The following is a 19438-nucleotide window of genomic DNA, read 5'->3' on the forward strand; positions in this document are numbered from 1 at the left end:
CTTACGTAAAAGCACATCAATATCTTTCTTGAATTTCAAAATACAAATTATTGAAGAGATTGGATATATATTAAAGACCTCGTCATTCCCATAGGATGATGAGGGTTTTTATGCAAATAAAGACACCCTAAGGTGCCTTCCGCTCTATATTCGTTTTACCACTTATTTAAATATAACTAATTATAAACCTCATTAAATTTCTAAATGTTTACAATAAAATTATATCGAAAAAACGCACAAATAACTAGACTTGTAATTAAAATCCATTAATTATAATATACAAATGTAACTAAAAAAGAAAAGAGAAGGTGATTGTATGAAAAGTTTAAAAGTTTTTACAACAGGTGTTGTATTGGCTACTTCATTTGCAACATTTAATAATGAAGTAAATGCAGGAGTACAAAATACAAATCAGAAATTTATCGATATAGAATCTATTGATAAATGGGTTGGAGAAAACCAATTAGTAGCTGAGGAAGGAAATGTATTTGGAGTAGGAAGGCCTAGTTTGCAACCAAAATCAGTAAATACTTATTCTAAAGGTGATACACTAGATTATAAGATCGAAAAGAAGGGTAATAGTATTGAGCAAACAATTACTTTAGCGCCTGAAGATACGAACGCTACTATTGAAATTCCATTTGACTTCCAAGATGGAGAGTATATTCAACTTATTAAAGATGAATATGGCAACTTCAATGGGGCTGGTAACGTTTATAATAAAGAAAATGAATCAATTGCTTTATTATATACGCCACAAATAAAATCTGAACTAGGTGCTACAATCCATGCAGAAGTTTCTAAAGGGAATGTGTTGCAGTTACATGTGGAAGCTAGTGAAGCAAAGGAACCAGTTACAGTGGCTATGAAAGCAAGTGTAAAATATTACAAAGATTATTTCTCAGGTGCTAAGTGGATAACGCGCGATGGTATGATATCACTAAGCATTACGCATAAACCATATTTAACATCTGGAAAAAACAATGCAGAAGTTCTTTCTAGAAGGCATGATAGTTGGGTTAAGTTAAAAGCTGTTCATTCTGGAAATAGTAAATGGAAGAATGAATCAGGATTAAAGAAACAGTATGATTGTCATCATGATACCATTGGTAGTAAGAAAAACCCTTGGAATATTGAACCAAGTAGGCCAAATGTAAGTTATCCACAGACGCTTTTAGCAGCCTGCAATCCAAGTTAAATCTATATTATTTTAGGAGGAATATACTTGGATATTCAAATTTTCACAGAATTAAGACCCGTATTTAAGGTGCTGATTGGTATCTTAATAGCTCTTTCGTATTTAATTTTGATAAATTGTAAAAAAATCAATACTCTATATGTATTTAGTATTTCTGGGATTTGTATATTGATAGCGGGTCTCTTATATGTAATGTCTGGATTTATAGTAGATGAATACCAAGTTGAGATAGATGGAACAAGCTTATATATGATATTTACTATATTTATTTTGGGTGTTTTAAATGTTTTATTTTATATATTCAAAAATAGAACAAGTGAGTGAATGTATGATATATGATTAATAAATGAGGAGCTTCCTAGAAATTCACTTATGGGTGGCTCTTCATTTTTCAAAAGGAATCAATATATTTAGCAAGAGTGGTGTAACGATGAAAAAAATGATACTGTTTAGTCTTGTAATCATTTCAATTCTGTCTGGTATATTTTTTGTGCAAAAAGGGAATAAAAATCAGGAACTTGAAGTTAGTAAGATACAGGACGGGAATTATTATCAAAATTCGATTTCAATTAAACAACTAAAGGCAGACCTAATTAATAATGAAAAGCATGTTATATATTTTTATAAGGAAGGTTGCCTATACTGTGAGCAAGTTAGCCCAATTATTGTACCAATGGCAAAAGATAAAAATATCCCAATGAAAGTAATAAATTTAGGGGAATACCCTATAGAGGAATGGGATAATTTTAGGATAGAAGCAGTCCCTACAATCGTTGAGTATAGAAACGGGAAAGAAAAAAATAGAATTGAGGGAGCGCACAGTGAAACATCTTATAAAGAATGGTTTAATATTATAAGATAAAATACTGGTTGCCATATATCTTATTTACAACGAAAAGAGCCAGTTCATATCGAACTAGCTCTTTTCATCAGTTATTTCCCTTATAATCACAATGCTCAACAGGCACACGAGCATGCCCTTCTTCATCGGTACACCATGACTGTGATTGGAATGCAAGAAAGATACCAATCCATTCTTCTTCCTTTTCAAAGTGAATGAGTATTCCTCCGTCTTGCCATATACCATTATCACCTTTCCATTTTTCTACATTCCCTTGATTCATGTGAATATCGTGTATCCCGTTTCCTGGTTCGAAATGAAAGTAAGAATCGGGTGTATTTTCTTCTGGTCCCCATCTTTCACCGAACGCGTAAATAATTGCTTTTTCTTCTATTGCTTGTTTTATATAACGTTCTATTTTTTCATTTAAATCATTATCCACTCCTGCTTTTTCAGCAGGTAAAGGAATCATTTGCTTGGAATCAAATAAATTACCTCTTACGTAGTCTAAAGCTACTTTCGGTTCATTGTTTTTTATTTCTGTAAAACCAAATGGTAATGTTGGTAAAATATGAATCGCTTCTGACCGAATATTGTCGCTTGCAAAATATAAAACTTCTGACGGATAACTTTGCGACTTTACGTTAATTGCAATACGATAATCTACTTCTGCTTCACCTTGTAAATGAACTTGATAATGAGGAGTTTTCCCTTTTCCGATTTTAGATTGTATAACTGTACCTTTTAACACGCCGTAGTTTTTTAGGGGCATACATTTCATCTCCTATTCATTTAGTAGAAGCTTTTCATATTTAAAACATTATCCACTCATAACAAAAATCCTCCTATGTCAGGAGGATTTTTAATTTTTCAACATATACCAAACAACAACCTCTACCACTATAAGCAACACCGCACCAAAGATCATTAACGTCGTCTTCTTTAATAGTTCATTTTCGCGATACGGGATATTACATAAGTACGCACCTAGTGTAATCCGTGACGGGCAAGCGATCGTCGCTACTGATGATGCGGTGTTTTGCAATGTTGTGACGTATTGCCACGGGAGTGCTACATTTTGCGCCGTTTGCATTTGTAGTTTTATGAACATCGCATTTGAGCCTGCATTACTACCTGTTAAAAAGCCACCGATACCACCGATGAACGGAGCAACGAAAACGAAAAATGTTCCAAATGTTTCACCAGCCGTTTTTGCAAGTAATGAATGCATGCCAGATGCACCCATTAATTCTGAAATGGCGATAAACATTGTCGTCGTAATCGCAAAAGGAATCCATTGTTTGATCGTTTGTGAGAGTGATTGTTTAATAATATTAGACGGGATGCGGAAGAAAATAATAGTAAATAAGCAAGTCATACCGAGCCAAAATCCTGGTGAATATAGTAACTCTAGTTTGTAAGAGTATGATTTCAAATCAAGAACCGCATATGATCTGAACAAATCATGTAATGCTGGAACGAGGCGAGAAAGTAAAATACAAACTGTTAGAAATATATAAGGGCTAATAATTTTTATAATAGATACTTCTCTCTCCGTTGCAGCCGCATGCTCTGTTATAAGATTTTGCCCACTTTTTCCTTTTAATTTAATGATAAGAAAGCCAAATGTAATCGTAATGATAGAACTTAGTATACCTGCTAGTTCAACACTTACGTATGCGTTAGAAAGATAGATTCCGAGAGAAAATAATAGAAAGAAACCGAATCCTTCCTTCCACTTTTCAATAACCGCCTGCCAGCCGCCAACAACGTGTAAAGAAAGAATGACGAAATAAGCAAACATCGGGATACTTAATAGCGCTGTATTTGTACCGAGTGTTGTAAGCGGCATATTGATAAGTTGCGAACCGATAATCGTACCAGTTGCCATTGCCCCCCATGAACTAGCTAGTAAGCCGATAAACGAGAGCAGTACAGCTTGGAACGGTTTATAACCTAATGAAAGAAAAATAGGTGCTGCAACCATAAAACCAATTCCGAATCCACTTACCGATTCAATTAGTGGGCAAATACCAAAGCACATAAGAAGCATTTGTAATAAACGATCTTGCGTCACTTCTTCTAAAAAACGCGCTACTTGGTCGATGTACCCCATTTTGTTCATGAGGTGAAATAAAAAAATACCGAAAAATAAAACGTACCCGACAATAAAACAAATTAACCAACCTTTAATCGTTGCATGCACAGTTTCACTTATCCCTAATTGAAATGTTGGCGAAAGTAAAACGATTCCAACAGATACAACGTAAGCAATTAAAGAAGACCTTAATGACGTTTGTTTCAATAAAAATAAACAAATGAAAATCATCATAATTGGGATAAGTGCCAACAATATGGCCATGTTATCATCTCTTTTCGTTTAAAATACAATTTTTAACTATTATATAACAGATATGATTTTTTTCAATTGTTTTTGCAACAGATACAAAAAAGGGAACCGAACGGCTCCTTTTTTAATCACTCCCATTTTCTATTATCCTGAAAAACTGTCTGCTGCCCAATTATTTTGTCTAACACAACAAACACAATATAAGCACATATGACTTGCAATACAACATTCCCAAATTTCATTAATTCAAATGAGTGGATCCATCGGAATAATTCATTTAACAATACAATCGAAACGATACTAAATAATTCTATACTAATCGAAAATATACATATTTCTAAAATAGATTGCTCTTGAATGCGATTTAAGTTGGAAAAGATGAATACATATCCTAAAAATAAAGCCATCAATTCTATTTTTGTCATGCTAATGAGCCAAGCGTATAGTGGTACAGTTAGAAGTAGATATAATAGTTTCCGTCTTAGCATGCTTTCTCACCCTCTAAATTATATGTATTTTCTGTATATTTTAACATTTATTATGGAAAACAAAAAGAAGAGACTTATGCCTCTTCTTTTTGTTTTGTTGCCTGTATGAATTCACATATTTCTTCTCGTTTTTCATTTTCTAACAGTTCAATAATTTTACTTCCAACGACAACCCCGTCACATATTGTAATCATTTCTTCTACATGTTCCTTCGTTGAAATACCGAACCCTGCCACTACCGGTAAATGCGTATGTGATTTTACTTTTTCTAAGTAACTATGAATCTCCTCTTTAAAGTTTTGACGTACGCCTGTTACGCCTGCTACTGTAACAGCGTAGACGAACCCTTCTGATTCACTCGTAATTTTCTCGATTCGCTCAATTGGGCTCGTAACGGTAACGAGTGGGATTAAAGCGATATTTGCAGTTCGGAGAAGCGGTGCAATAATATCTTGTTCTTCATACGGTAAGTCTGGAACGATAATACCGTCCACACCTGCTTCTAAGCATCTCTCAATGAAGTGTTCTTTTCCGAATGCAAGTACTGGATTTAAGTATGTCATGAGTACAAAAGGAATTTGTACTTCTTTTCTTACTTCTGCTAACGCTTGAAAAATGCCCTTTAATGTTACACCGCCATCTAGCGCTCGTTTCCCTGCTCTTTGAATCGTTGGGCCATCTGCGACTGGATCTGAAAACGGGATACCAATTTCAACGATGCTTGCTCCCGCTTCGTCTAGAAAACGAATTCTTTCTTTTAACTTCTCAAGGCCACCATCTCCGCCCATTACGTACGGAATAAATGCTTTCTTACCATTTTCAAATGCTGCTTTCATTTTTTCTACTCCCATTTTTTACACCTCTTCCATATAACGTTTTATACTCTCTACATCTTTATCACCGCGGCCAGATAAACAAATGACAAGTCCTTCGTCTTCCTTCATTTGCGGTGCTAATTTTAATGCGTATGCGACAGCATGCGAGCTTTCTAGCGCCGGGATAATCCCTTCTTTTTTCGTTAATAATTGAAATGCTTCTAACGCTTCATCATCAGTAATGGAATGATAAGAAACGCGGCCAATATCTTTGAGCAAGCTATGTTCTGGACCAACACCTGGATAATCAAGTCCTGCTGAAATAGAGTGTGCTTCTTGAATTTGTCCTTCTTCGTTTTGCAGAAGATACATCATTGATCCGTGGAGAACGCCAACGCTTCCTTTCGTTAAAGTTGCTGCATGCTTTTCTGTATGAACGCCTTTTCCAGCTGCTTCTACGCCGTAAAGAGCAACTTCTTCATCGTGTACGAACGGATAAAACATCCCCATCGCATTACTACCACCGCCAATACAAGCAACGACTGCTTCTGGTAACTTTCCTTCTAACGCCTCATATTGTTTTTTCGTTTCATTTCCAATTACACTTTGGAAATCACGGACAATTTGCGGGAATGGATGTGGTCCGAGAACAGATCCCATAATGTAGTGCGTATCATGCACATGTGAAACCCAGTAACGAAGCGCCTCGTTTACCGCATCTTTTAATGTACCGCTACCTGCCGCTACACTTTCTACTTTCGCTCCGAGTAATTCCATTCGGAACACATTTAATTTTTGACGTCTTACATCTTCTTCTCCCATAAAAATGACGCATTCTAATCCGAGAAGAGCACATACAGTAGCTGTTGCAACTCCGTGTTGTCCAGCTCCTGTTTCAGCGACAACTTTTTTCTTGCCCATTCGCACTGCAAGTAGTGCCTGACCGATTGTATTGTTAATTTTATGAGCTCCTGTATGATTCAAATCTTCACGTTTTAAATAAATCTTTGCACCACCGCAATACTTCGTCATATTTTCAGCATAATATAGCGGTGTTTCTCTTCCGACGTACGTTTTTAAATAATGATTTAATTCCTTTTGAAATGCTTCATCTTGCATCGCTTCTTTATATGCTTCTTCTAGTTCTAGTACAGATTGCATTAACGTTTCTGGAACATATCGTCCTCCGTATATACCGTAATGTCCTTTTTCATCTGGATATGCGTAGTTCATTTGGAACACTCCTTCGCTTTTATAATAAATTGTTTTATTTTCTCTACATCTTTCTTTCCTTCTGTCTCTACTCCGCTGCTCACATCGACCATGTATGGCCGAACAGTTCGAATTGCTTCTTCTATATTAAGAGCGTTTAATCCACCAGCTAATATCGTTTTCTTTCGCAATTCTTTTGGCATATGCCCAAGTAGTTCCCATGAAAATGTCTTTCCATTTCCTCCGTGAAACTTTTCTTTCGGACTATCAAATAATATATAATCCGTTTCATATGCTTGAGCATTTCTCATATCAGCCTCTGAAGTTACTCCGAGCGCTTTTATAGACGGAATATTCAATCTTCTAATCTGATGATTATCTTCATCCCCGTGTAGTTGTACATGTGTTAACCCGCATTCATCTGCAATTATCTGGATTATTTCTACTGATTCATTTACGAAAACACCGATTTTTAACACGTTGGCTGGAAGTTCCTGAATGATTTCTTTCGCTAGCCCTGGAGTAATTTTCCGCTTACTTTCTGCAAAAACAAATCCGATTGCATCAGCTCCGTATTCGCAAGCACGTTTTGCTGTTTCCATATCAGTGATCCCGCAAATTTTCACTTTCATATGTTCACCTTACAATCTTCAAAAAAGGTATGAATAGAAGACGATATCATAAGCGCTTCTCCAACTAGTACACCTTTTGCCCCCGCTCGTTTAACGCGGATCATGTCTTCTTTTGAATGAATCCCGCTCTCACTAATCCAAAGTAATTTCTCCTCATTTAATCGTTTTCCAAGCTTTTCTGTTTGACTTAAATCAACTTCGAATGTTTTTAAATTACGGTTGTTAATACCGATAACGTGCGGATTTAATTGAATTGCAATTTCTAATTCATGTTCATCATGAACTTCAACAATCGCTTCTAATCCTTTTTTTAGTACGTAGCTATACAACTCTTTTAATTTCTCTTTCGTTAACGCCGCTACGATTAGTAAAATAATATCTGCACCAGCTTCATACGCTCTATCAATTTGAATCTTATCGATTATGAAATCTTTACATAAAAGCGGAATGCTGCTTTCTTCTCTTGCCGTTTGTAAATCATAAAATGACCCTTTAAAAAATTGACCGTCTGTTAAAACAGAAACTGCACCAGCGCCGCATTCTTCATATGTCTTCACTTGTTTTCGTACATCAACATGTAAATTAATATCTCCTTTTGATGGTGATGCTCGCTTTACTTCTGCAATGACAGTAAATTGCTCTAGAGCCTTTACAAGTGAGCGCGTTTTTCTTTTTTCTTTTACTGGTGTATATGTTTCATATAATGCCGCAACTTCCTTTTTCTTTTGATCTACAATTTTGTCTAAAATAGTCCCCACTTTAATTCACCCTTTCTAATTTTTCGTTACTTGCTGCAATTAATAAGTTTAGTTTCGCTAATGCTTTTCCAGAGTCAATGCTATGTGCTGCGAGTGTTATTCCTTCTTCAATCGTCTTTGCTTTTCCATTTGCGAAAAGAGCTAGACCTGCATTTAATAAAACGGTATCGCGATAAACACTCTTTTCTCCGCTCAATACGCCGACCGTAATCTTTGCATTTTCTTTTGAATTCCCTCCTCTAATCTCTTCATTTTTCACTCTTGAAAAACCATACTTTTCTGGATCAATACTCATTTCTACTATTTCATTATCTTTTAAAAGGACTACGTGATTTTCTCCTTGCAATGATGCTTCATCTAAAAACCCACTTCCGTTTACGACAAGTGCTTGTTTTCTTCCTAGTTTCTGTAGTACTTGCGCAACTGGTAGTAACATATCTCGTTTATAAATGCCGACAAATTGTGTTTCTAAATTCACCGGATTCGTTAACGGTCCAATTAAGTTAAAGATCGTCGGAACGTTTAATTCTTTTCTTATTTTCATAATGCGCTTTAATGCTGGATGCATCGCTGGTGCGAATAAAAATGCGATTCCGACATGCTCTAATAAATAATCAATTTCGTTTGGCGTACTACTAATATTTACACCGAGTTCTTCTAATAAATCTGCACTTCCTGTTTTACTAGAAACAGCACGATTCCCATGTTTTGCAACCTTTACGCCAGCTCCTGCCAGTACAAATGCCGATGTTGTACTAATATTAAACGTTTGGGCACCGTCACCACCCGTCCCGCAATTGTCCATCGCGCCTTGTATATGATTTGAAAACGGTAATGCCTTTTCGCGAAGAGCTCGAACGAGACCGTATATTTCTTCTGCCGTTTCACCTTTCGCTTTCAGTAAGACTAAGAAAGCTGCAATTTCACTTTCCAATATGTTTTCATTTAATAAAAGGAGCCCTGCTTTATACATTTCCTCTTCTGTTAAATGTTGTCCCTCCACCAATTTACGAAGATAGTTATTCATACTCTTTCCTCCTCTTTCACTTCGCCTAAAAAGGCACGTATTAACTTTCCGCCTTCTTCTGTTGCGATTGATTCCGGATGAAACTGTAATCCGAAGAGCGGATAATAATTGTGACGAACTGCCATTATTTCTCCATCGTCCATCGCTGTCGCTAATATGTCAAAACACTGTGGCAAGCTCGTTTGTGCTGCAACAAGAGAATGGTAGCGCATCGCTGTTAGCGGCTGCGTCACATATGAAAAGATTGACGTTCCGTTATGTTTCACACGCGATGTTTTTCCGTGTTTAATGCGTTCTGCTCTTACAATCTCTCCTCCAAATGCTGATATAATCGCTTGATGACCAAGGCAAATACCTAATATAGGAACGTTCTTATAAAAATGACGGATGACATCAATACAAATCCCAGCATCCTCTGGTTTTCCTGGTCCTGGTGAAAGCACAATTCCTTTTGGGTTCATTTCTTCTAATTGTTCTATCGTTATTTGATCATTTCTTACGACAACAATTTCTTCTTCGTATTCGCCTAATAGTTGATACAAGTTATATGTGAATGAATCATAATTATCGATCAGGACAATCATTTCATTACCTCCAATAGCGCTCTCGCTTTATTTAATGTTTCTTCATATTCAGCTACTGGATCTGAATCGTAAACGATACCCGCTCCTGCCTGAACGTATGCTTTTTCATCCTTTACGACCATCGTTCGAATGGCGAGCGCCATATCAAGATCTCCTGAAAAACTAACATATCCAACTGCACCGGCGTACACATTTCTTTTTTCATTCTCTAGCTCATTTATAATTTCCATCGCTCTAATTTTCGGAGCACCTGATACCGTCCCCGCTGGTAAGCAATACGCTAATGCATCAAATCCGCTCATTCGTTTTCGCAATGTTCCGTAAACTTCAGATACAATGTGCATAACATGAGAATATTTTTCTACTTTCATATATTTATCTATCGTAACTGAGCCGATTTCACTCACCCTACCAATATCATTTCGCCCAAGATCTACAAGCATCATATGCTCCGCTCGCTCTTTCTCATTTTCTAACAGTTCTTTTTCAATTTCCGTATCCTCCTGCTTCGTTTTCCCTCTCGGTCTCGTACCGGCAATTGGATTCGTCATCACTTTATCCTCTCTTACTGATAACAAACTTTCTGGCGAAGAACCGAGTACAACATAATCTTGAAAATCGATATAAAACATATATGGTGATGGATTGGCAATTCGAAGTTTTCGATATAACGCGAATGGATCACCAATACATTCACTTTGCAAACGCTGAGATAATACAACTTGAAATATGTCCCCGGCCCCGATGTGTTCTTTCGCCGTTTCTACCATCACGCAAAATTCTCTTTCCGTTATAGAAGAAGTGAATGATAATGTTGATCTTATTTCAGTTACTTCAGATTCTTCTCCCTGTAGCACTTCCTCTTTGTATACTCGCAGCCTTTCGTATACTTCTTCATAATCTGCTGAATCATCTTCCCTGCATACATATACAAACGACAACTTTTGGCGTAAGTGGTCATACACGATAAACTCACGGTACAGTAAAAGGTGTACTTCTGGAATATTCAATGGATCATGTAAATCTGCTCCAATGTTTTCATATTGCCGAATGACGTCATAGCCAATATAACCAACTGCTCCTCCGCAAAATGGAAATGGACTGTCTACTTGTGAGGGGGCGATTATTTCTTCTAACACTTGTAGTACGTTACTTTGCAACTTTTCTGCCCTGCCGTAAATGGTTCGTTCCACTTCCGTACCAACGCTTTTCACTTCTCCATATGGATTACAACCTAAGTAAGAATAACGCCCTTTATCTTGATGAAGCTGTGAGCTTTCTAATAAAAATTTCTTTTTACCTTTCATACGTCTATATAAAGAAATTGGCGTAATGCTATCTCCTTCTTCTTCAGCGATTACTAAAAATGTTTTTCTTTGTTCTTTCTGTTTTATAAATTCCTCTTTTGTCATCATGCCTTTCACCTCATCCTGAAAAATAAAAAAGTCCTCTACATATCGAAAATATGTAGAGGACGATAAATTTACCGTGGTACCACCTCATGTTGGACGCAAAAGCATCCCGCTTTGTTCAGGTACAAAATATATACCTTATCCTTGTAACGGCGGAACCCGGGTTGCCTACTGAAAATAATTGTTCAGCATACCTCTCGTAAGCCCATTCCGTATATAGCACCGCACCGGGCTCCCACCTATCCCCGGCTCTCTGTAACGTCTCCAATATACGTACTCTTCTTACTTAAACGATTTCATCTATTTAATTTTTTATACACAAAAAGGGAGTACTCATCCTATAGAAAGGACGGGTACTCCCGTGGTGCCACCTTAATTCGTTACGAACGTAACGCACTTTACCGTATCAAAAACAATACGTGTCTCTTGTATCGATGAGATCATGTCGCCAAAGCCTACTTCTTTCGTTTCGGTTTGGAAGCTCCGAAGCCCATTCCACATCAATTCCATACTGATTCGCACCAACCATCAGCTCTCTGACATGTTCATCATGTGTACTCTTCTTCATCAACGCTTGCATTTTTTTAAGTTGCACTCATTATAGACCTAACTTTTTTCACAAGTCAATACTTTTTAAAAAATTTTATTTTTCTCTCCTTTCAATATTATATTGACAAAACAACCTCTTTTTATGTAAATATAATAAATACTCTATTAAAAATAAGGTTTTTTGTATGAATATTATATATCAAAAAAGTAAAATGACATCAAAAAACGCTTACATTTCTGAAAATTCATATTTCTGTATGGATTTTTCAGAATAATCATGATAGATTATAAAGTGAAACTTTAATCAGTGGGGATTTTGTTCATCCCCCACTGATTATTAGTTGAACCAATCGGGCATTTACGGGCAGTTGATCTCCCACCTAACTTCCTTGCCCAGCCGATTTTAAGGTGGGAGTTTTACTGCCCGTTAATGCGGGATAAATATGCATAACGCATCAAAAGACATGACAAAAGGAAGGGGAACTACATGAGTACGCAGATGTTAACTTTAACTTCTATCTCTATTTACATGCTCGGGATGTTAGTAATTGGCTATTTTGCCTATAAACGAACGTCCAACTTAACAGATTATATGCTTGGCGGGCGTACACTAGGCCCTGCAGTAACGGCATTAAGTGCTGGAGCATCCGATATGAGTGGTTGGCTTTTAATGGGCTTACCCGGTGCAATGTTTAGCGTTGGATTAAGTAGTAGTTGGATTGCGATCGGCCTAACACTAGGCGCATACGCAAACTGGCTATATGTCGCTCCTCGCTTACGTACCTACTCAGAAATTGCAAACAACTCTATTACTATCCCAGAATTTTTGGAACATCGCTTCCAAGACAAATCCCATATGCTACGCTTAGTATCTGGACTTGTTATTATGATTTTCTTTACTTTTTATGTAGCTTCAGGATTAGTTTCAGGCGCTGTATTATTTGAAAATTCATTTGGTATGAACTACCATGTTGGATTATTCATTGTTGCAGGCGTTGTTGTAGCTTACACGTTATTTGGTGGTTTCTTAGCAGTAAGTTGGACAGACTTCGTGCAAGGAATCATTATGGTAATTGCTCTTATTCTTGTTCCTACTGTTACAATTATGAATGTAAATGGGCTTGGTCCAGCATTTAGCACAATTAAATCAATTGATCCAACATTATTAGACATTTTTAAAGGCACTTCTGTATTAGGTATTATTTCATTATTCGCATGGGGCCTTGGTTATGTTGGACAACCACATATTATCGTACGCTTTATGGCGATTTCTTCTGTAAAAGAAATTAAAAGTGCAAGACGAATTGGTATGAGCTGGATGATTTTCTCTGTTGTCGGAGCTATGTTTACTGGTCTTATCGGTATTGCATACTACTCAGACAAAGGATTAAAACTATCCAATCCAGAGACAATTTTCCTTGAACTGGGAAAAATTTTATTCCACCCGCTTATTACTGGATTTTTATTAGCCGCTATTTTAGCAGCGATTATGAGTACAATCTCATCTCAGTTACTCGTTACTTCTAGTGCTATAACTGAAGACTTATATCGTACTTTCTTTAAACGTTCTGCTTCTGATAAAGAGCTTGTATTTGTCGGCCGTATGGCTGTACTTGTTATTGCATTAGTTGGATGTGCATTAGCGTTTAAACAAAATGATACGATTTTAGCTCTTGTTGGATACGCTTGGGCTGGATTTGGCTCTTCATTCGGACCTGCTATTTTATTAAGCTTATATTGGAAACGTATGACGAAGTGGGGCGCACTTGCTGGTATGATTTCTGGTGCCGCTACAGTCATTATTTGGACTCAATTCAAATTCTTAAAAGAATCCTTATATGAAATGATTCCTGGTTTCACTATTAGTTTACTAGTAATCGTAATTGTTAGTTTACTAACACAGCCTTCAAAAGAAATTGAAGAGCAATTTGAGGATTTCGAAAAACAACATAGTGATAATCTATAAAGAAAAAGCTCTGCTGTTATGATAGCAGAGCTTTCTTTTTATCCCGCTATTTGTTGGCAATAAGACCCACACCTCAAAATTCGGCGAATACGAAGGCGTTAGGTGGGAAATAACTGCCCGATTGGTAAGAACTAATTAAATTTGCAATTTATCAATGTTCGACAATCTTCTGCTCGAATTTAACAATTTCTTTATGTTTCGTTAAATTAAACGTAACACTACTCCTTTATAGTAGTACTATCAGCACTTATACAGAAAGGGGACTCCAACATGTTAGCAGCTTTCCAGCAACAACAAACACGAAAATTTTCACCTATCACCAATACTTCTGCGTCTTGTTTGAACATACAACCTAATCCACCTAAAATTTCAATTGCTCCTTCTGTTATTTCAGTCATCGGTGTTCATATGGAGAAAAATAAGTTAAAAGTAAGAACTGGCCAAAGCACTGAGTTATCAGCTTCCGTTTTGCCAATGCAGGCAACGAATAAAGAACTTATTTGGACGAATATGAATGCTGATGTTATCACACTGTATCCAAAAGGTGACACAGTAACGATTACTGGAAAAAGTGCAGGTAGGGCAGTCGTAATTGTTACAACTGCTGAAGGAAAGTTCCGTGATCTATGTATCATTCACGTACAACCTTATATGACAAACCCAAAGTAAAAGAGTGGCTACGAAGCCCATAGCCATCAACTTTAAAGAAGTGCCTCTGATGCTTTTAGCATCGGAGGCACTTCTTTGTGCAATCTTTGAATAAAATCCTGTATTTTGGACATACTCAAATAGAACTTCCTATGGTATCTATTTTTTTATGAAGCCATTGGAAGTTGATCCGTTGATTTACCTATTAAGCCTAGGATCTCAAACGGTGTTCTTTTTTATACCGCCGTGCTTTTCTCCCATTTTTACTGATATCTTGAAAGAGCCTGCTGAGCACTGAAACAGTATGTTAGACAGGATAAAAAAGTGCGGTGTGTATTTTTTTTAGATAAATCTGCACCATATAAGCACATTTTAACTCACTCATTTCTTTTCCTTGTTTCTCCCATAAAAGCCTTCGCATTTGATAAGTAATGCTTGCAACTAAACATAAGCGCAAGAGTTGACCATACAAATGACATTGAAATCGTTCTAGTTTCATTCTTTTACTTACATGAATACGAAATATAGATTTCCATGTTTTAAATAAAATTTCTACTTGCCATCGTAATGAATAAAAAGCATACACCTCTGTGGCTGGCAGTTTCTCTGACGAAGTGTTGGTAACTAATAGATTTACTTTACTCGCAGACTTTGGCATTTTCTTTTTCATTTTTTTATGATGTTCTAAGCATTTCTCCCATTCATTCTGCTTTAAACGATATAAGATAAGGCGAGTTCGGTGCTTGCACTTTAATCCGATGTATACCTCTGGCAATTCTAGCGTTTCTCCTTCGCCTAAATTCTTCGTTAAGGATTCTATATTTAATAAAATCCAATTTCCATCTTCCCCTTTTTGGTACACTTGCGTGTTCCAACGAATCCTAGATATATAGTAAGCTTTGCACTGTGCAATATTCTCTAAGTCACCAATATCATAATACCCAAGATCGCGAAGTACGAGGTCTTCAGCTTGTAAAGTTTTCGTGCGTTCTTGTCCAAATTTTGCATCGTTGCTAGTTGCGTGGTCTGCGGTCAGTCCTAAAAATTCTCCTGACAGTAGTTCGTATTCCAATTGAATTTTTACACCTGATTCGGACCCTCCACCGCCAAATCCTTTAAAAACTTCGGCATAGGAAGAAGTAAGCTGAAAAGATGTTGAATCCAAAATGCGAATTCGTGCAAAACGACTGGCTAGCGATTGTGTGGGACAAATTTTTTGCCGGAAGGCATATAGAAATAACTCTTTTAGAAAAGTTACCGTTTTCTCATTCCAACGCTTATTGAGTGCTTCCGCTGAGATGCAAGTACCGGTGGCCTCATTTAATTTTGTGCAAAGACTAACTAAAGACTCGGAACTGATTGTTTGTCCTAAAAACACACAGAGTGATACAAGGTTTTGTACCTGAAATTTTCGTTTTCGTTGAATCATACCTGTTTGATACGCAAGTTCCTGTAAGTGATGAATAGAAAATTTATTTCGAAATTCTTCACCAAGCATGCGTAGTTCCTCAACTGGTGTGTCATTGTTTATAACCATAAATTAAAACACCCTTTCATGCAGTACTGCATGAAAGGGTGCCCTAATTTTATTATTTTATTCATTTTCTTAAGTTGATGGCTATGCACTTTCCATAGTGTCTTTTTTTACGTTTCTAGATGAATACATTGACTACAACTTATATTTAGTCATTTTTATCGATGCCACCTGAGCACCAGTCAATATTTCTCGCTTCTTTTTTTGATTCTGCAATGGTATTAACGAAAAATATTATTAAAGTTATCTCTTTTCGGGAAATAGTACACCTATTTTAACTTTTTACATTCCAAAATAAAGTCAATATCCTCGCAAGTAGTATCCTCATTGTAAATACGTTCAATAATTTCTGCTGCATACTCTTTATCTTCATATGTTTCTGCTAATCTCTTTAAATAGTCTTTTACAATTTGTATTGCTTCTTCCTGGTCTAGATTATTTTTCATTAATTCGGGGTTAAAATATCCCAATCCGTATACTCCTTTTCATTAATGTAATGATGATTTCTCTCTTTCCTTGCATATATAATGCAAATTGCATTACTTCTGTTGCTCCTTGTTTAGCAGTTCCAATAAACACTAATCTAGTTGTATATTTTATAAGAAGTCTTCACAAAACGGGGTGCCGCCAACACTTTGCTCCCCACGTTAAACAATGGAATACTAAACTGCTTTTTTAATAGATTGAACAATATAATCGCACACAAACTCATCCACGTTTTGATCCAAATTAAATTTCACATTTAAAGCTCTGCTAATTTCATCAATAAACATTGCTAAATAACCGATATCCGTAGAGTCATTCTTGTCTTTTGCATTAAAATATGGAGCGATATTAGTGAATAATTTTTCGCATTCTAGATAATTCTTTTTATCAAAATTTGGAGTGTAATCTGAAAAGATTTGCATTATGTCCAAGTCAGGTAACTCCTCACCAGGGATATTTACATCTAGGTAGTTCTCCCAATAGTCTGTCAAAAATGCATTGGGAGCTTCTAAACCCTACTACAATGATTTTATATTGATATAAATGGGGTACAGCCGAGATACGTGTAAAAACGGCCACAGACTTACTTTTATTTCTAGTTACGACCTGTTTTATGTTTTAGGGCTCAGCTGGAAAAACTCGGATATTGCTAAGACATTTTTCAGCTCACACTTTTCTTTAATTTCATTTTCATCATTAAACAAGAAGTTATTTGATTTATCGTGCCGGACCTACTTTTTCATTTAAATAACACCATTTACAAAAATTACATTCCATGAACTAGATCCCTCCGTTATAGTACAGCGCATGACTGCATTAACTACTGATCCTGTCGCCTTTATTACTGGTTCCCAATTAGCATCGGCTACAACACTAAAAGAAGTGCCCACATCAAATTTCTTAGAATGGTTAACATAATGGTTTCCGCCGATAGTTGACGTCCCCCATTGTTGGAGAGTTACATTTGTATTTTTGATACCTGTTGTAGCATCTTGTAATGTCCAATATCCAGTTGCCTTCGTTATATCATAGTGATTAATATTTCCCGATCCACCTTTTACGATCTCATAATAAACCCTCGAATAAGAGTAAACTGAAAGAGTTGAATCTAGTGCTCCTTTTCCTGTATCATAACCTAAATTGGAAATACTTTCATTTGACTTTTCAAACGTAGCCTCACTAAAAACTGTTGTAACATAACTTTCTACAACTTTTGTTCCTTTTTTTACAGCCTTAAGCTTTTGTGATGTAATTTGGACATCCTTTTTGGAGAAATTAGCCTTTTTCCCATTCTTATCTTTAACTTCCATTAGGGTGTTCATATTTTTATCTAATTCAAGATTATCAGTAACTCCTTCTTTCGCTCTTGAAAGAAGAGCGTTATTATCTTTAATTTCTTGCGCTTCAAAAATAATTACCTCTTTATTTTCTAACTCAGAACCTCCAGCAGCAAAAGTTGATGGAACAAATGTACATAGTGCTATAATAATACTTAGGACAGATAACTTTACTTTTTTATACATTTTTATCCCCCCCAGATTTCAAAAGATTTTACTATTATATTCCTTTGAATGTTATACCATATACATGGAATTTGTTTAGAAAGCTATATTAATTCTTTTTTTTCAGAGTAATATTTTCATGATGACCATCCCACTTTATGTCAATTATCATTTCCTTGTCTTCTCTTGTTGTTAAACAATCAGTACATTTTTTTGGAATAGATAGTGCATTATTTTCATCTAATGCCTTTCCATCACCATTAAAATCGCTTTCTCCATCATTAATTACAATATTTAATACTTTTATTTTCTCTGGATTTTCTCCTTTGTATTTCACAACATAAGCACCATCTTCGCTATCCTCTAAAATCTGTGTTTTGTACGAAACAATCCAATTTTCGCTTTCCCCTTTAAAACTGAGGACTTTTTGATTGCATCCAACCAATAACATAAAAGTAGAAATACAAAATAATAATCCAATGAATTTTGACGATTTCATCGTATCACCTCTTCGTCATAGCTTGTGGTAAAATTTGTGAATCCGAGGTAACAAAATATACTGAAAAGAATAAGTCATTTTTCCAATAACTTATTCTTTGTAAACAGTTACCACAAAGTATGAGAAAAACCTACATTCCATGATTGAGAACCCTCCGTAATTGTACATGTTTGGTATGCACCTATTTTGTTACCTTTCCCTTGGAATATTGGCAACCAGGTTTGTGGGGGAATTATAGAAAAGGAAGTTCCTGTTGAATAATCCTTATATTGACCACTATTTATATTGCCTCCAGCTTCAGATAATCCTGTTTGCCCAATTCTAACCTTTGTATTTTTAATCCCAGTTGTAGCATCTTGTAATGTCCAATAACCTGTTACTTTAGTTAAATCATAATGTTGCTTCCCATTAATTGTGGTAATGTCATAATATAGACGAGAATGCGAATAAACTGATAAAGTGGAGTCTAATTCACCCCCTCCATGATCAGCAAAGTTACGCACCTCACTTGCGTTTGGAATAATTGATACTTCTCCAAAAAATGTAGTTACATAACTATCCACTACTTCACCGTTAGCATTTACAATGCTTTTAAGGCTTTCAGTAGTACTTTTAAAATCTGAATTGGATAACGGAATCATGGTTCCGCTCTCATTTGTTATAGTAACTAATGATTCTAATCTCTTTTCAATCTGAGCATTATCAGTAATTCCTTCTGATGCCCTTGAAAGTAGAACTTCTTCATCACTTATTTCTTTTTTTTCAAATACAACCACTTCTTTTTGATCCCCTTTGGCAGCCACTATTTTGGATGAATATACCGTCGAAGCAATTAATAACAGAACCGTACAAAGTAACGTATTAATTTTTAGAACTTTCAAATTCTTCCTCTCCTTTTTAGAAGTTGAATAAAAATATTATCGTTCTTCACCTCACC

General features: G+C 36.0%; 21 protein-coding genes and 2 other annotated features. Of the genes, 5 read left to right on the forward strand and 16 right to left on the reverse strand.

Annotated elements, in window-relative coordinates:
* Positions 1-316 precede the first annotated feature (316 nt).
* The 3 genes from ACTFNE_RS16790 to ACTFNE_RS16800 all read left to right on the forward strand — a co-directional run bounded on the left by ACTFNE_RS16790 (position 317) and on the right by ACTFNE_RS16800 (position 2060).
* Positions 317-1198, forward strand: a complete 882-nt coding sequence (locus tag ACTFNE_RS16790; RefSeq protein WP_046198561.1) for a DUF2599 domain-containing protein — start codon at positions 317-319, stop codon at positions 1196-1198.
* Positions 1199-1225: 27 nt separating this feature from the next.
* Positions 1226-1522, forward strand: a complete 297-nt coding sequence (locus ACTFNE_RS16795; RefSeq protein ID WP_000354355.1) for a hypothetical protein — start codon at positions 1226-1228, stop codon at positions 1520-1522.
* Positions 1523-1628: 106 nt separating this feature from the next.
* Entirely contained in the window at positions 1629-2060 is a 432-nt protein-coding gene (locus ACTFNE_RS16800; protein WP_000738240.1) for a thioredoxin family protein, read from the forward strand.
* Between the two features lie 67 nt (positions 2061-2127).
* Here ACTFNE_RS16800 and ACTFNE_RS16805 read toward each other — a convergent pair whose 3' ends face one another.
* The 10 genes from ACTFNE_RS16805 to trpE all read right to left on the reverse strand — a co-directional run bounded on the left by ACTFNE_RS16805 (position 2128) and on the right by trpE (position 11320).
* Positions 2128-2811 carry a DUF2278 family protein gene (locus tag ACTFNE_RS16805; protein ID WP_001128585.1) on the reverse strand — a complete coding sequence of 228 codons (684 nt, stop codon included), beginning with the start codon at positions 2809-2811 and terminating at the stop codon, positions 2128-2130.
* 90 nt (positions 2812-2901) lie between these two features.
* Positions 2902-4401, reverse strand: a complete 1500-nt coding sequence (locus ACTFNE_RS16810; protein WP_270706182.1) for an L-lactate permease — start codon at positions 4399-4401, stop codon at positions 2902-2904.
* 116 nt (positions 4402-4517) lie between these two features.
* Positions 4518-4877 (reverse strand): DUF4029 domain-containing protein, encoded by a 360-nt coding sequence (locus tag ACTFNE_RS16815; protein WP_046198563.1) that lies wholly within the window; start codon positions 4875-4877, stop codon positions 4518-4520.
* A 74-nt stretch (positions 4878-4951) separates the two neighbouring features.
* Positions 4952-5728 carry a tryptophan synthase subunit alpha gene (gene trpA / locus ACTFNE_RS16820; protein WP_000537853.1) on the reverse strand — a complete coding sequence of 259 codons (777 nt, stop codon included), beginning with the start codon at positions 5726-5728 and terminating at the stop codon, positions 4952-4954.
* Between the two features lie 3 nt (positions 5729-5731).
* Positions 5732-6925, reverse strand: coding sequence for a tryptophan synthase subunit beta (trpB, locus tag ACTFNE_RS16825; protein WP_046198564.1), 1194 nt, complete (start codon positions 6923-6925; stop codon positions 5732-5734).
* Positions 6922-7536 (reverse strand): phosphoribosylanthranilate isomerase, encoded by a 615-nt coding sequence (locus tag ACTFNE_RS16830; RefSeq protein WP_046198565.1) that lies wholly within the window; start codon positions 7534-7536, stop codon positions 6922-6924. The genes trpB and ACTFNE_RS16830 overlap by 4 nt, the downstream gene beginning before the upstream one ends.
* Positions 7533-8294 carry an indole-3-glycerol phosphate synthase TrpC gene (gene trpC, locus ACTFNE_RS16835; protein WP_046198566.1) on the reverse strand — a complete coding sequence of 254 codons (762 nt, stop codon included), beginning with the start codon at positions 8292-8294 and terminating at the stop codon, positions 7533-7535. Before trpC ends, ACTFNE_RS16830 begins: the two co-directional genes overlap by 4 nt.
* Before the next feature lies 1 nt (position 8295).
* Positions 8296-9321: an anthranilate phosphoribosyltransferase gene (trpD, locus tag ACTFNE_RS16840; RefSeq protein ID WP_046198567.1), complete on the reverse strand. Its 1026-nt coding sequence runs from the start codon at positions 9319-9321 to the stop codon at positions 8296-8298.
* Complete coding sequence (locus ACTFNE_RS16845) at positions 9318-9905, reverse strand: aminodeoxychorismate/anthranilate synthase component II (protein ID WP_046198568.1); 588 nt, start codon at positions 9903-9905, stop codon at positions 9318-9320. Before ACTFNE_RS16845 ends, trpD begins: the two co-directional genes overlap by 4 nt.
* Positions 9902-11320: an anthranilate synthase component I gene (trpE, locus tag ACTFNE_RS16850; protein WP_046198569.1), complete on the reverse strand. Its 1419-nt coding sequence runs from the start codon at positions 11318-11320 to the stop codon at positions 9902-9904. Before trpE ends, ACTFNE_RS16845 begins: the two co-directional genes overlap by 4 nt.
* Positions 11321-11372: 52 nt before the next feature.
* Positions 11373-11617, reverse strand: a binding site (T-box leader).
* 42 nt (positions 11618-11659) lie between these two features.
* Positions 11660-11897, reverse strand: a binding site (T-box leader).
* 456 nt (positions 11898-12353) lie between these two features.
* Here trpE and putP point away from each other — a divergent pair.
* Positions 12354-13832 (forward strand): sodium/proline symporter PutP, encoded by a 1479-nt coding sequence (gene putP / locus ACTFNE_RS16855; RefSeq protein WP_046198570.1) that lies wholly within the window; start codon positions 12354-12356, stop codon positions 13830-13832.
* A 270-nt stretch (positions 13833-14102) separates the two neighbouring features.
* Positions 14103-14501, forward strand: coding sequence for an Ig-like domain-containing protein (locus tag ACTFNE_RS16860; RefSeq protein ID WP_000878722.1), 399 nt, complete (start codon positions 14103-14105; stop codon positions 14499-14501).
* 286 nt (positions 14502-14787) lie between these two features.
* On the opposite strand, the gene ACTFNE_RS16865 is transcribed toward ACTFNE_RS16860, so the two are convergent.
* The 6 genes from ACTFNE_RS16865 to ACTFNE_RS16890 all read right to left on the reverse strand — a co-directional run bounded on the left by ACTFNE_RS16865 (position 14788) and on the right by ACTFNE_RS16890 (position 19382).
* Positions 14788-16017 carry an IS4 family transposase gene (locus tag ACTFNE_RS16865; RefSeq protein WP_231587817.1) on the reverse strand — a complete coding sequence of 410 codons (1230 nt, stop codon included), beginning with the start codon at positions 16015-16017 and terminating at the stop codon, positions 14788-14790.
* Positions 16018-16283: 266 nt separating this feature from the next.
* On the reverse strand, positions 16284-16484 hold the full coding sequence (locus ACTFNE_RS16870; protein ID WP_046198571.1) for a hypothetical protein: 201 nt from the start codon (positions 16482-16484) through the stop codon (positions 16284-16286).
* A gap of 192 nt (positions 16485-16676) precedes the next feature.
* Complete coding sequence (locus ACTFNE_RS16875) at positions 16677-16931, reverse strand: hypothetical protein (protein ID WP_046198572.1); 255 nt, start codon at positions 16929-16931, stop codon at positions 16677-16679.
* A 312-nt stretch (positions 16932-17243) separates the two neighbouring features.
* Positions 17244-18023 (reverse strand): hypothetical protein, encoded by a 780-nt coding sequence (locus ACTFNE_RS16880; protein ID WP_046198573.1) that lies wholly within the window; start codon positions 18021-18023, stop codon positions 17244-17246.
* Between the two features lie 88 nt (positions 18024-18111).
* Positions 18112-18501, reverse strand: coding sequence for a hypothetical protein (locus ACTFNE_RS16885; protein ID WP_052737341.1), 390 nt, complete (start codon positions 18499-18501; stop codon positions 18112-18114).
* Between the two features lie 107 nt (positions 18502-18608).
* On the reverse strand, positions 18609-19382 hold the full coding sequence (locus ACTFNE_RS16890) for a hypothetical protein (protein ID WP_046198574.1): 774 nt from the start codon (positions 19380-19382) through the stop codon (positions 18609-18611).
* Between the last annotated feature and the right edge of the window lie 56 nt (positions 19383-19438).

The sequence above is a fragment of the Bacillus cereus group sp. MYBKT111-2 genome (assembly GCF_051915205.1).
In the GTDB taxonomy this organism is placed as follows: Bacteria; Bacillota; Bacilli; order Bacillales; family Bacillaceae_G; genus Bacillus_A; species Bacillus_A paranthracis.